Source organism: Kocuria sp. CPCC 205261, from assembly GCF_040981025.1.
Classification (GTDB): Bacteria; Actinomycetota; Actinomycetes; order Actinomycetales; family Micrococcaceae; genus Kocuria; species Kocuria marina.
Window position 1 is genome coordinate 16,407 of the sequence record NZ_JAVKPU010000016.1, and the last position, 13,908, is coordinate 30,314.

The 13,908-nt window shown below is 63.5% G+C and carries 11 protein-coding genes; 10 read left to right on the top strand and 1 reads right to left on the bottom strand.

Features of this window, described 5'->3' with window-relative positions:
• Window positions 1-10: 10 nt before the first annotated feature.
• Genes RF646_RS12480 through RF646_RS12520 form a run of 9 tightly spaced genes read left to right on the top strand, consistent with a single transcriptional unit; the run spans window position 11 to window position 11,235 of the window.
• Window positions 11-994 (top strand): conjugal transfer protein, encoded by a 984-nt coding sequence (locus RF646_RS12480; protein WP_318541936.1) that lies wholly within the window; start codon window positions 11-13, stop codon window positions 992-994.
• 23 nt (window positions 995-1,017) lie between these two features.
• Window positions 1,018-1,347, top strand: a complete 330-nt coding sequence (locus tag RF646_RS12485) for a hypothetical protein (protein ID WP_068470573.1) — start codon at window positions 1,018-1,020, stop codon at window positions 1,345-1,347.
• A 15-nt stretch (window positions 1,348-1,362) separates the two neighbouring features.
• On the top strand, window positions 1,363-1,905 hold the full coding sequence (locus RF646_RS12490) for a hypothetical protein (protein ID WP_368836141.1): 543 nt from the start codon (window positions 1,363-1,365) through the stop codon (window positions 1,903-1,905).
• Between the two features lie 19 nt (window positions 1,906-1,924).
• Window positions 1,925-4,450 carry an ATP-binding protein gene (locus RF646_RS12495; RefSeq protein WP_144943308.1) on the top strand — a complete coding sequence of 842 codons (2,526 nt, stop codon included), beginning with the start codon at window positions 1,925-1,927 and terminating at the stop codon, window positions 4,448-4,450.
• 2 nt (window positions 4,451-4,452) lie between these two features.
• Window positions 4,453-6,702 (top strand): hypothetical protein, encoded by a 2,250-nt coding sequence (locus tag RF646_RS12500; RefSeq protein ID WP_368836143.1) that lies wholly within the window; start codon window positions 4,453-4,455, stop codon window positions 6,700-6,702.
• Window positions 6,702-7,355 (top strand): hypothetical protein, encoded by a 654-nt coding sequence (locus tag RF646_RS12505; protein ID WP_368836144.1) that lies wholly within the window; start codon window positions 6,702-6,704, stop codon window positions 7,353-7,355. The genes RF646_RS12500 and RF646_RS12505 overlap by 1 nt, the downstream gene beginning before the upstream one ends.
• Window positions 7,356-7,358: 3 nt before the next feature.
• Window positions 7,359-8,630 carry a CHAP domain-containing protein gene (locus RF646_RS12510; protein ID WP_368836145.1) on the top strand — a complete coding sequence of 424 codons (1,272 nt, stop codon included), beginning with the start codon at window positions 7,359-7,361 and terminating at the stop codon, window positions 8,628-8,630.
• Between the two features lie 2 nt (window positions 8,631-8,632).
• Window positions 8,633-10,912 (top strand): hypothetical protein, encoded by a 2,280-nt coding sequence (locus tag RF646_RS12515; protein WP_368836146.1) that lies wholly within the window; start codon window positions 8,633-8,635, stop codon window positions 10,910-10,912.
• Window positions 10,913-10,923: 11 nt separating this feature from the next.
• The gene (locus RF646_RS12520; protein WP_368836147.1) at window positions 10,924-11,235 is read left to right on the top strand and encodes a hypothetical protein; all 312 of its coding nucleotides are present in this window, start codon (window positions 10,924-10,926) and stop codon (window positions 11,233-11,235) included.
• A gap of 32 nt (window positions 11,236-11,267) precedes the next feature.
• On the opposite strand, the gene RF646_RS12525 is transcribed toward RF646_RS12520, so the two are convergent.
• Window positions 11,268-12,221 carry a hypothetical protein gene (locus RF646_RS12525; RefSeq protein ID WP_368836148.1) on the bottom strand — a complete coding sequence of 318 codons (954 nt, stop codon included), beginning with the start codon at window positions 12,219-12,221 and terminating at the stop codon, window positions 11,268-11,270.
• A 1,223-nt stretch (window positions 12,222-13,444) separates the two neighbouring features.
• Between RF646_RS12525 and RF646_RS12530 the strand changes: the two genes are divergently transcribed.
• Window positions 13,445-13,717, top strand: a complete 273-nt coding sequence (locus RF646_RS12530) for a hypothetical protein (protein ID WP_368836149.1) — start codon at window positions 13,445-13,447, stop codon at window positions 13,715-13,717.
• The last annotated feature ends 191 nt before the right edge of the window (window positions 13,718-13,908 follow it).

Here is a 13,908-nt window from a genome sequence, read left to right on the forward strand (position 1 = left end):
AGGAAATCGCATGATCAAGATGAAGAAGCCACAAGTCCCGGCCTTCATGTCCCGTAAAGGGTCATCGACGGTCAAGCCCGGCAAAAAACCGAAGAAGCAAAAGCCGCGCACCACCACCGGCAGCGGTACGGTCGTGCAAGCCGCCACGGGAACTGCGGGGCGGTGGGCCGTATACGTCGTGGCGGGACTGGTGGCACTCATGGCGCTGTACGGGTTCCTCAACTCGTTCAAATCAGACCCCCCGCCGCAAACCGTAGTGGCAGACAGTGCCGGTGTTGAACAGCAGCAGGCTGGATCTTTCGCGCAGTCCTACGTCGGTGCCTGGCTGAGTGCAACGAAAAGCGATCACAAGGCACTCGACGCATACGGCACCATGCAGACCACTGCCATCACGGGTGACACCCCCGTGGAATACAAAGACCTCGCCGTGGCCAGTGTCCACAAAGAGTCCGACGACATGACCTCGGTCGTGGTCTCCGCGTCAGTGAAAACCGTGGAAGAGGACAAGAGCAGCAAGGATAAGAAAAAGGAGATCTGGACGCCGTACTGGTACCAGGTGGCGGTCGCAGGTTCCGGAGAGGCCCTTTCCGTGGTGGGAGCACCAACTCCGATTGCAAGCCCCGGAGTCAAGGATGCGCCTCAGACTAGCTACAACCGTCGGGTCTCTGATCAGGACATGCAGAACACAATCAAAGACTTCCTGGAGGCATACGTCACCGGTAAGGGAGACGTGACACGGTATGTGGCTCCTGACAAACAAATTACGGCGATCTCTCCCTCGTACTGGGATTTGGTTACGCTGAAAGAAGCGAATAGCGCAGAAGAAATCAAAGACGTTTCTTCATCAGATGGGCAGACTGCCGATGTGCTCGTAACAGCGGTGGTGACCCACGACAAGACCTCGAAACCCGCTCAGTACGTTCTGAGCATGAAAGTTCGAGACGGGCGCTGGGAAGTTACCCAGATCAACAGCGCCCCGGCCCTCCGAAATTAAATCGCTAACCTGAGGAGTAAAAAATGTTCAGCACCGCTATGGTCCACGTCAACAACCTGGTAAACGTCGGCATGCAAGGCGGCGTGTTCGATTGGGTAGACGAGAAGAGCTCCGCCGCCCAGAACACCATCAGGGGCCTGCTCATCGTCATCGGCCTGATCGTGGCGATCATCATCGCCTGGCGAGGCAAGACCGTCGGTTCCGTGATCATGGCCATCGTCGTGGGCGGACTGATCGCGTCGCTGCCGGCACTCATCTCCTTCTTCGGCGGGAAGACCGCAGAAGAAACGAACGCCTCTGCACCGACCCAGGTCATCACCCAAGAAGCCCCGGCAGCACCGGAACTTCTCTGAAACTAGGAGGCACCCATGGACGCCGAGCAGAACCAAGTGCAGACGGGCAAGTTCTACACCTCTGCCCGCAAGATTCCCCAACTTATCGGTGTGACCCCCACGGGCGAGAAAATCCCCGGAGGGCCCTACACGGTCACGCAGTTCGCCCTGGGGATCCTGGTCTTGGTGCTCGGGTTTGTGACTCGCCCGATCTGGGGATCTGGTGACATTTTCAGCGAGATCCTGATTCTGCTGTTTGTGACGGCAGGGGTGATCTACGGGGCCGGAAAAATGCCTCGAACCCGTAGGTCACCCCTGAACCTCATAAACTGCGCCATGTCCTTGTTCAGCAGACCCGCCACCGGAAAATACCGGGGGCGAAAGCTTCCGAATGGATACGGGCAAAGTAAGATCAACGGGAAGAAACGCGCTAAGGCGCACCAGATAACTGGAAACCGCAAAAACTCGGTTGCGTCATCCGACGCGGGTGAAATGGCAAATTCTAAAGATTCCACCGAGCCCGCACAGATCTACTCAGGGCTGGACCGGCTAATGGCCGATCTGACCACAGCCCGATAAATCGCAAAGGAGTATTCACATGGCGGACGTTCTGCGACAGCCCATCCGGTGGGTCCGAGACAACGTATTCGTCACCCGCAGCGGTGTGGCCTATGCGGCCTGGAAGCTCGAAGGCCTCGCCTATGGTCTTGGCACCACTGCCCAAAAAGAAGCGGTGAGAGCCAAGCACCAAGACTTCCTCCAGTCCTTGACGGGGGAAGCCATGATCTTGGGGCTTGTGACGGCATCATCCCCCGAAGAAATCATGGGCAAAATGCTCGAGGACGTTGAAGACCCCTCGGCGCAGTGGATGGAAGAGTGCAGCCTGACCTACCAGGACCTCTCCGATAACCCCGCGGGGGAAAGACTCTATTTTCTGATCGCCCCGCTCTCACGCAAAACCCCCCAGGAGCTGGTCAACACTTTCTGGCGCTCGTTCGACCTCTCGGCGTCCGAGTTGACCCGCGCCACCGTGCGCCCTCCGGCGGAGGCCTGGTTCAACACCTGGCGCATGCGGATGGAGCAGATCGAGAAGAACATTCCCTCGCCCTTTCAGCCTCGCCGGGTAGGGATCAAGGCCATCCGGTGGATCACCCGACACCTGGTGACCCGGGGGGCCGAGCTGCACTCCTCCTATGAGCACTCTGAGGTGCAGCGCGCGGAATCCTGGATCAACGCCGGCACCTGCCTCCCGGAACCGTTGCTGGATGAAGGCGCGCTGAGCGACATGGAGGACGTGACGGCCCCGCAGCGCAAGCTGTTCCGCCGTCGCTTCTTGAAGGTCGAGACCGGTGACTCCGCCCCGGCGTACCAGCAGTTCGCAGTGATGGGGCTGACCCCGCAGGCGGGGTTCGTCTTCCCGGGAGCGGAGTTCATCAACTTCGCCGCCTCGATCTCCCACGACATCGACTTCGTACTGCGTCTGGTGATCACCCCCTCGGATCGGGTCATGTCCAAGAACCGTCGGGCTGAGAGCAACATCAGGGACCAGTACCGTCAGCGTGAGGACTCTCCGAGTGTGGTCAGCGGCAACAACGAGATCGACAAGTCGGCCATGGCCCTGAGCGAGTACGTGGGGGAGCTGACGGCCAGCGACCGAGAGGTGGAAGTCGCTGCCTCGATCATCTTCTCTTCCGCCGGGCCTACCCCGGAGATCGCACAGGACGAGATGAAGGACCTGCGCGACATGTACGCCTCGGAGGAGTGGACCCTGGACGTGCCCCTGGGCGGTCAGGAAAAGCTGTTCTGGGACTTCTGGCCCGGGTCCACGATCTCCTCCGTAGCCAACGAGTTCTCCCAGATCACCACCGGGCGGGCCTTCTCCATGGGCGTGCCCCTGACCAACGATCTGCTGGGGATGCCCCACGGCTTCCGGTTCGCCACGAACATCACCACGGGCCGCTTCTCGCCGGTGCTGATCAGCCTCGCCGGCCTGGCGGAGAACGACGTGTCGGGGTCCATGGGCTTCGTCGGTGAGCTCGGATCTGGCAAATCGGTGGCCCAGAAGACCGTGGCCTCGCACAGTATCGACCGCGGCGCCCAGCTGATCGCGGTGGACCACTCCGACAACCAGGAGTGGAAGGCGCTGGCCGAGTCCCTGACCACCGCGAACGTGATCGACTTCATGAACCCCGTGTGGGCGCTGGACCCGCTGCGCATCTACCAGTCCCCGGCCCAGCGGATCCGCGAGACCCTGAACTTGATGACGATGATGCTGGGCGTCTCGGTCAAGGACGACGAGGGGATCCTGCTCAACGCGGAGCTCAAGAAGATCCAGAACAAGGACCTGGAGATCGGCTCGCTACGAGATCTCAAGAACCACCTGGAGTCGGGGAACATTCACGAAGCCGACCGGGACGTGGCCCGCCGCATCGCACGGCTGATGGACGTGTTCGCGGACGTTGAGTTCGGTCAGACCTTCTTCGACCCCTCCTTGCCCCCGATGGACTTCTCCGCCCAGGCCACGGTGTTCTGCACCCACGGCATGGCCCTGCCCAACGCCGAGCAGCTCAACAACCCCGAGGCCCGCAAAGAGATGGGCGTGGACAAGACCATGGGCCGAGCGGCCTACGCCTACTTGGCTTCCATTGGACGCAACATCATGTACGCAGATGACAGTCAGGAAACCGTGTTCACCGTGGACGAGTGCCACCACATGACCGGATCCCCCGAAGGCACCTCCACGATCAGTGACGCGATCAAGACCGGGCGCAAGCACAAGGGCGCCGTGCTGCTGGGCACCCACTCCGCGCTCGAGCTCGGACCGCCAGAGCTGCGTGGTCTCATCCCGCAGCGGGCAGTGTTCCGCACCCGTGACGTGCAGCTGGCCAAACAGAACCTGGAGTGGCTGGACGAGAGCTACGCGACCAGCGAGTACATCGACCTGGTGACCAAGGACCTCGCCCCGATGGACTCCTCCGGTTCCGTGCCCGAGCACCGCCGCGGGGAGGCCCTGTTCCGTGACCACCTCAGCCGTGTGGGCAAGGTGAAGGTGCTCATCCCGCGGGCCGAGAACCGCGCCAAGACCGTGCTGACCACCCCGCCGAAGGTCAAGAGAGAGGCCTGAGCATGAAGACGATCTCGAGCACCCCCGCCGAAGACGCCATGCTGCGGCTATGGGTCTGGCTGTCCGTCCACCGCAAGACCCGAGCGGTCCTGGCGGTGATGATCCTGTGCACCGTAAGCCAGCTGATCAACACCACCGCGGCCATGGCCGACGACGACTCGGCACCAAAGACCACCCTGGGCACCTACTGGCTACCTCTGGGTGATGTCACCGACAGCCATGGGGTACCGGTGGACCAGTACACCGAGCTGCCCCTGGACTACGGCCAATCGGTCTACGTCACCCGGCAGATCCGCGGTGTGCTGATGCGCATCGCCTGGATGGGGTACACCCTGGTCACCTACGCGGTGCTGGCGCTGTGCGACTTCATCCTGTCCCTGGAATGGCTGGACTGGGTGCTGGCACCGTTGACCCTGTTGGCCAACTCCCTGCAGGGGGTCCTGGACCGGGCCGGGATCATCGGCCTGGGCATTGCCATCGCCGCCCTCGTGATCGCCTGGGGTGCTATCCGCGGGAAGATGGGCGCAGCCCTGGCAGAAGCCGCTCTCGTGGCCGTGGTGGTGGGCCTGGTGGCCAGCCCCATGGGCAACCCCTCCTCCGTGGTCAAGGACTGGATCACCGTCTCCGCCGACTACGGCACCGAGGCCAGTCAGGCCACCGTGACGGGCACCGAAGAAGGGGCCAAGGCCTCGAGCAACCCCGTCTCCGGGCAGATCGTGGATCTGACCGTGCGACGACCCGCACTGATGCTCTCGTTCGGCAGCGACCTCGAGGGCAGCGACTGCGCCACCACCTGGGACGACAAGGCCAAGGACCACGCCGACGCGGAGAAAAAACGCAAAGCGATCTTGAAGTGCGACAAGGAGCTCAAGGGCGCCAACGAGACCGACAACTTCGCGGTGTTCGCGTTCTTCTTCATGTTCTGCGTCTCCACCGCCGGTGTGCTCGCCCTGGTCTCCGTCTTCCTGTTCTTCCTGCTCAAGGACGTGCTGCTGGCCGGGCTGGGAGCGATCAACACCGTCCTGCGAGCCCACCTGGCCGTCTTCCCCGGAGGAGGCCGGCAGGCCTTCCTCAACGCTTTCCTGCAGATGGTCGTGAACGTCGTGATGGTCGGCGTCTACGTCTTCCTGCTCAGCGTGTACCTCTGGCTGCTCGGCAAATTCACGCAGGCGCTGGGGGCTGCGGTGATGATGATCGCCAACCTCATGCTGGGCCTGATGCTGCTGGCCCTGGCCGTGACGTTCTGGTGGTTCAAGCGCCAGGGCAAGAGCGTGGGCCGCAGGCTGGCAGAAGCGCTGGGGAGCTCCCCGCTGAACAAGGCGCCGAAGATGAAGCCCTCCGTGCTCTCTCGCGCCGGTGAGAAGACCACGGACCTCGGCAAGAAGGCCGGCTCGAAGTACCTGCAGCAGCGGGCCAAGAAGAAAGCCATGACGCGCGGATTGACCGCTCTGGCCGCTATGGGCGTCGGAGCAGCAACCGGTGGCGCAGGCACTGCGGCGGTGCACGGGGTCTCTCGCGGCATGGCTGCTGCCAGCGCGGCACGCTCAGCCAGCCGCGCACGCACGGCGCCCACGCCTGGGCCCAGCCGACCCGACACGGGAGCAGCCCCGCGGACTCACTCCTACCAGGACCGACCCGCTATCTCGGCGCAGCCCACAGCAGAGGAAGCTCCCCAGCCGGAGAGGACAGAGGCCACTGCACCTACCCAGGGGTGGCGCAACGAGGACGGATCCATCCCCATGGGCTCCCCCCGCCACACCGGCGGCGAAGTCGCCACCACGACCCGGAGCGAGGAGGAGACCGACACCCCGCCGCGCGAGCAGTCCTCCACCACCCAGGACGCGGGAACCATGCAGCGCAGCGGCACCCCGAGCGTTCCCGCGCGAACGGGAAGCTCGAGCACCGCGGTGACCCCTACGGGGGCCTCAAAGACGCAGGGGAACACCGGCACTCCGCAGGCAGGAACTCCCCAGGAGTCTGGGCCGGCCCCGCACCGGACCCCGCGGCAGAGGTCCACGATGCCTGCAGGCCAGTACGGCACCGTGCGAGTGAACCGCAACGGGACGACCAACAACGTCGTGACCGGGGAGGTCGTGGACACCGTGCCCCCGCACACCAAGGTGGTCCGGGCCTGGGATATGTCCGACACGGACGGGAGCAGCCAGCGGCCCCAGGGGCGGAAGCTTGCTACCCAGACCGGGGTGTACCAGATGCACCACCGAAAGAGCGCCGCGGAACGAGGTGAGATCTGATGAGCGCACGCCGTATCGGCTGGAGCATCTTCGCTGTGCTCGCGGTGATCGTGGTGCTGGTGTCCACGGCCTCACTGTGGGCACCCAAGCTCGCCTCCGAAAAGCCTGAGCCGACAACCGAAGCCACGCAGGACCAAGAGACGGCTCTGCCGGCGGACACCCGCAACGGTTTCTCCCAGCCCAACCCGGACGGGCCCCAGGCGGTAGAGCAGCCCACCAAGCCCACCTACGCCCAGCAGTCGATCGCCCCGCTGCCTGCACAGCACCCGGACCGTGAGGACCCCAAGGCGGTGGCGACGGCCTTCCTCAAGGTCTACAACTCGCGGGCCTCGGAGTCCGACGACCGGTGGGAGAAAACCACCAGGCCGTGGCTGACCCCAAACCTGGCCTCCCAGCTGCCCCAAGTCCCCAACGGAGCGGTGGCGGACAAGACCCCCACCACCGTGAGCGACGTGAAGATCAAGGGCAACGTGGAGGACTGGGGCACGGACACGCCCCTGCGGTGGTCCCACTACGTCCAGGTCACGATGCGGACCCAGGACCAGGGCACCTACCACCTCAACTACCGGATCCGTCAGCAGCTCACCGACCAGGGCTGGCTCATCAACGCGGCACCGCTGGACGACTGGCAGCGCGTTACGGACGAAAAGTAGACCATGACTGACAATAAATCGCAGAATCACAAAGGAAGTCCGCTTTTCAGAGACATTGTCGTCGGGACCATCCTTGCTGTAGTCATGCTTCTGGTTGCCGTGGTGGCCATGGTGGCTATGGCGGGAACGACAATCATCAACCAGAAAAACTCCCAAGATTGCGGCGTGGAAGACATGATCGGGGGAGCGGTCTCGGCCATTAGCGACGAGCTCAACGTCCCCAAGAAACTCCACGAGCAGCAGCTCAAAAACGCCAAGACGATCGACGCGGTGGCCCAAGAACTCGGCCTGTCTGGCCAGGCTTCCAAAGTGGCAATTACCGCGGCATTTGGTGAATCGACGCTGATCAATCTCAACTTTGGCGACGAGGACAAGGGAGTGACGAACCCCGACGGTTCTCCCACGGACTCCAAGGGTCTGTTCCAGCAGCAGCCCTCCCAAGGGTGGGGGAGCATCAAGGAGGTCACCGACCCGGCAACGGCGGCCCGTAGCTTCTTCCTGGGCCACGGTGGGAACAAGGGCTTGGTGGACATCCCCGGGTGGGAGACCGGGGAGATCTCCCCGGTCATCAACAAGGTCCAGCACAACTCGGATCCTAACCACTACGTGGAGAGCTACGAGCCGGCGAACAAGATCATCGAGGAAGCCGGGATCGACACCAGCCGCCCCGCCGACGACGCCAAGCGCAAGGACCACAAGGCCCAGGGTGCCGCTGCGAGCTCCGCCGGGAGCCAGGGGGATCAGGGAGCCAGCTCGGGCTGCGCAGCCGGGGGCAAGAGCGGGAAGGCGGGCAAGCCGGGCAAAGCCGGTGACGGCAAGAACACCTACCCGTGGGACCATCTGGCCCCGCCTCCCAACGTGTACAACGCTGACCCGCTGGGGTTCTTCTACGGCGAGTGCACCTCCTACGCCTCCTGGAAAGTCAACGAGGCCATGGGTGGTACCGCGGACAAGATCATCTTCAACAACTCTTACGGGGGGCACCAAAAGGGCAACGGCGCCGAATGGAAAAGCGCGTGGGAAGCATCAGGGTGGAAAGTCTCCAACACCCCAGTCGCCGGATCGGTGGCCTGGTGGAATGCCGGAGGTGGCGAAGGAATTGGATCAGCCGGACACGTGGCATGGGTCGATGAAGTAACGCAGGACGGTAAGGTTGTAATATCCGAATATAACAACAGTTTTTATGCACCCCCGGGCCACAAATTTAACGTTCGCCCCAAGGAAATTGACGCGGGACAAGTGAATGCCTACCTTTACGTGCCGGAGAAGAAGTAACCATGAGCCAGATAGTGAGCTACCGCGAGGACTATTACGATCCGCGCCGCCCGCGGGTGATCTCCACGGCGGGCCTGGGCATCAGCCTGACGGTGGCCGCGTGCGCGTCCCTTCTGGCCGTCGGGCGCCCCAGGGCGCTGGTCTTCCTCCTGGCGGTGCTGGGGCTGCTGGCGACTGCGGCCATGGTGGTGGCCACCAGGCGCCTGTGGCTCAAGAGGGACGCGCGCCCCGCGGCGATGCGACAGGCGATCGCGGCCACCGTGGGCCAGCCGCTACCTGAGCACATGGAAAGCCAGGCCCGCCGGACCCTGGTGGCCTCACGATACGGGTGGGGCAGCCTGACGAGCCCGGGCCCGGCCAAACGCATCGTGCTCAATGCCCGCTTCCTGGCGATGATCGACCAGATGCAGCTCGAGAAGATCACCGCCGCCCTGTCCCGGGTGGAAGGGGTGACCTATGTGGTGCGCACGAAGAAGAACAAGCCGGGCCGGTTCATCTTCACTCCCAAGCCGGAAGAAGCCCGCGTGGAGCTCACCGAACGTGAGCAGGTGGAGCAGCGGTTCACGAAGGCCGCGCGCGAGGTCTTCGACCCCTCGGCCACCGTGTCCTACGAGTGGGAGACGACCCCGGAGGGCGACTACCTCACCGCTGCGGAGATCTCCGGCATCAACGGCCTGGACATTGCTCTGAGCGGGAAGCAGAACCAGGTCGGGCGCCGGCTGGTGTCCCAGCTGCCCGACGCAGCCTTCCGGTTCATCGCCTACCCCAACGAGGACCGCTTCGTGCTCTACCGCGCCAAGCCGCTGCCCGCGCTGGTCATGCCCCCGGCCACCCGGGCTCAGCCGATCGCAGACCACGCCAGCTACCGCCGGTTCGAGATCCCCCTGGGCGTCGGACCCGGCGGCGCACAGGCGGTGTGGCGCCCCTCCCGTGACGCCCACCTGCTGGTCATCGGCGGCACCGGCGGCGGTAAGACGATCTGCGAGCACGGAGTGATCCAGCAGGCCACACAGGCCGGCTGGCGCGTGTGGCTGGTGGACGGCAAGTACATCGAGTTCCTGGGGTACGACCAGTGGCGCAACATCGAGTACCTGGGCCAAGACGTGGACTCCCAGATCCGGCTGATCTACCTGGCGCACGAGACGATGAAGGAGCGCTACCGCCTGATCCGGGAGCGCAAGGTGCGCGTGGAAGACCTGGACCCGATCATGCTGGTGGTGGACGAGGTCACCTCGCTGCTTACGGCTGTGGACCAGCGCTACCAGGAGACCAAGGTCAAGGGCATGCGCGCCAAGCCCCCGGTCATGGAATGGCTGGCGAACATCGGGCGCCTGGCGCGCTCGGCCAAGATGCACCTGATCTTCGGTATGCAGCGGCCCGACACGACCATCATCGACGGCGAGCTGCGAGACAACTTCGGCGCCCGGATCTCCCTGGGCCGGCTTAAGTCCGCTGCCGGCTCGGTGATGATGTGGGACAACCACGCCATCGGGTGCCAGGTGCCGCCGATCCCAGGCCGCGCGGTGTCGCTGATCAACAACGAGCCGACGATGATCCAGGCCACCCTGAACGCCAACCCGGACCCCAACCACGACGACTACAACCCCGGCATCATCGAGGCGATGACCCCGGAGGAGGAGATCTACAGCCGCAAGGCGATCCAGGCGCCCACACCGACCGGCGGCGGCGAGGACGAGGCGGAGCCTACGGTTACGTGGCAGAACATCCTGGAGGCCAAGATGCTGGACTCCAATGGCGAGGAGATCATCTTCGATCCCATCGCCAGCGAAGAATCCCGTCGGTTCCGCGCAGCACACCAGAACCAGCACACAGCCCCCCAGGATCCTGTGCTGCAGACTGCGGACTCCTTCGAGGAAGCCATGGCCCTGTTCCCGGCTCCGCTGGAAGACCAGAGCACCACGAGCTTGGACTACGGGCGCACCGTGGCCGCGGCGATCGTCCGCACGTTCCACTCCGCCGATGCCAAACCCCGCCCGGTCTACGAGCCGCGCATGGCCCCGCCCAGGCCCGGCCCCGCCGTCGCACCAGCGACGCACCAGCCCACGTTCACCACCACGGTCGAACAGCTCCAGGAGGGGCAGTACGTGCAGCTGGAGCAGCTGGGGGTGGAGATCATGGTCTCCGAGATCCACCACGAGGGCCACGACTGCCTCATCGTCGGCTACGACGACCAGGGTCAGGAGCTGAGCACCGAGCTCAGCCCCGGGGCCGAGGTACAAGCCCGCTACGCCGATGACGACGACCTAGAAGAAGCAGCCTGAGGAGCACCCCCATGAGCAACCTGGCGAACAACGAGAACGAAGAACTAGCGCTGATCAACGTCATGGGCTTCCTGGTGCCAGCAGTCCTGGCCGGGGGAGCGGCCTGGATCGCCGCCAAGTCAGCCCCGGTGCTCGCGTGGCTGGTCAGCCACGGGGTGCTGGCAGCCCACAGCAACGCCGTAGTGGTGCCCCTGGGGGAGAACGCCGGCCTGGACATGCCCCGCGTCGTAGCCGCCGCAGCACTCGTGCTCGCAGTGGGATTCGCCGTGTCCAGGTTCCGTCCGAGGAGGGACAAGAAGGCAGCGCAGAAGACACGTCTGTGACTCTCGTATATCCAGGCAGCTAAATAGGTAAACTAAAGCTGGGGGGCTGAGCGTTTCTTATATAGATTCACGGCTTGTGAGAGCATCGCAACCGCCAGGGTGCCCATATTGGACATATTTGTGTAGTTGATGGACTCAGCATAAATCTTAGTGTTCTGACCGGGGCGGTCCTCGATTAGTTCACGCGAGGAGAAAACGCCATACCCCCATTGCTTGCCGTGAGATAGGGCGGAGCACACTTGCCATGAAGCGAATAGGCCACCTTCGTGCATCCAAGAGTGATCGTCCTCAAGGGAGTTCAGCAGAGCAGTAAAACTGCACTTTTTACGGTCGTTGTCGATGTTCCCTAGAGCACCTTCGATGCCGCCAGCGATGGACTTATACGCTCGTTTTTCTTTCTTCATTTGATCTTTGGCGCGTTGGTGCATTACCTGCCATTCAGCTGGTCGCATGTGATCTTTATCGAATAGATCGAAAGGATGGCTAAGAACTGCCCGGGAACTCTTGTCAAAACTCTTGACGGCCCACTCTTTGTAATTTATTTCATCGGCCCACAGGCACATCCGGCGTACCGCGCGCTGTTTGCTGCCCGGAGGAGTAAGTAACCAACACACTTGGGCTGAGGCCTCAATGGAGGCACGAATGACGGCATAGGGGCCGCTGCGACGAGCTTCAACATTTAATTGGTTGGTGCCGGAAGTATTATAAATCATAGCTAAGAGGGACGCTAGATTATCAGACGCAGCGCCTAGGAGGTGGTGGCAATAGATGGAAAGAGGGTAGCCGCCCTTGTGGATTTCAGGATGAACAGCTTTAGATCCATCGAGGTATTTATCATCTTCGGCTAAATCAGAGCTGGGTGGAAGCGTTGTGTAAAAGTCAAGTTGACGGAAAGTGGCCAGAGAGCGACGCGTGAGATGAATAAACTCTCTAAGGGAAGCAGTTTCGTCTGGGCTGACCGACATTTTGTGTTCTTGAGGACTCATGGGGATATTTTACCCCCGAAGATTATTTATGATTTGCACGATGGGGGTGTCGAGAGTTCGTCAGGTGGTTATCGCTCGATTGTTCACAGCTGAAAACTGGTGTTGCGGTGCGTGACCGTGGGGCTACGGGGGTTACGGGGGTTTCCGGAATTATTGGCCCCTAAAACGTGCTCGCGGTCGGGTGGACCGGTGTCGTGGCCCCCGGGGGCCGGCGCCCCTGCCCCCTGGGTGTCGGCCCCAGGCGCTCCCCGTCCGGGGCCCCTGCCGCCTGGCCTGCCCCGCCCCCGGGGCACCTGCCCTCCGCCCCCGGGGGTGCCCGGCTGGGGTGGTGTGTGCGGTTGTGTGGGGGTGTCGCGCGTCAGACTTTGTGGCAGGGGTAGTTAGGTACTGATCCAGCCCCTAAAGGAGAGTCTCAGAACCATGGGAAGACCACCGACGATCCCGCCGGAGAGGAAGACCCGCATCGTGCTGTCCGTCCTGCAGGGCGAGATGACGATCGCCGAGGCCGCCCGCCGAAACAAGGTCTCGGAGTAGTCCATCGGCCGGTGGAAGGCCGACTTCCTCGAAGGCGCCAAGGCCAGGATCGAGGCCGGTGAGGCTAAGCCCTCGGCTCGTGAGCAGCAACTGGAGGAGCAGGTCACGGACCTGACCTCCGCCCCGGGTGAGGCCGCGATCGAGATCCGGGTGTGAAAGAAATCCGCGGAGGGTCGGCTGGACCTTTCCAGGACCTCGAGGTGATCCGCACGGAGGCGGGCATGTCGACCGCGAGGTTCTGCCAGCTCTTCGACGTGCCCGAACGCACCTGGCGATGCTGGCAGGCCAGGCGAGGGCCGGCCAGGCACCGAAGGGCCCGTGGCCGCGACCGGCACGTGAGCCCGTCTGCGAAGCGGTCGTCGCCCACGCGATGACCCATCCGGCGTGGGGCCATCGGAAGTTCTGGGCGATAGCCCGCCACGACGGCCACCGGGTATCCCAAGCCACCATGCTGCGCCTGCTGCGCGAGGAGGGGCTGATCCTTCCCGCCGAGTACCAGCGGGAGCGGCGCAAGCTCGCCCGGCGACGCAGAGCCGCGTTCGCCGCCGAGCCGACCGGGCCGAACCAGGTCTGGCAGCTGGACAACAGCCAAGTTCGAGACCACCACCGGCGGGACCTGGCGGATCGCGGCGTGCCGGGACTACTTCTCCAAGTACGAGTTCGACGCCCACGTATCCTCGACAGCGAACATGCACGACGCGATCTCGGCGATCGAGAAGGCCCAGGCCGAGTCCGAGGTCATGCTCGGGGCGCCCCTGGCCGAGCACGCGCGGGTCGGCCCGGAGACCGGCGAGGTCCTACCGGTGGTGATCATTGTGACCGACAACGGCGGACCGTTCCGCTCCTTCACTTTCGAGGCGTTCATCGCGGCCCACCCTTCAGCTGCACCACGCGCGCATGAAGGGCTGGACCCCGGGGCAAAACGGATCATGCGAACGCGGATTCGGCACCCTGAAATATGAGTGACTGTTCCTGGAGGAGATCGACCACGGACTGTCCCTGGTCGAGCACGTGGAAGCCTACCGCGCCGACTACAACCACGTCCGCCCGCCCGAGGCCATCGCCTGGAACCGGTCGGTAGATGTATGAGGGCTGGACGTTAGTGACACCCTCCCGGACTCGAGATGCTGGTGGCCAGCCCCCTGCGCCGCCG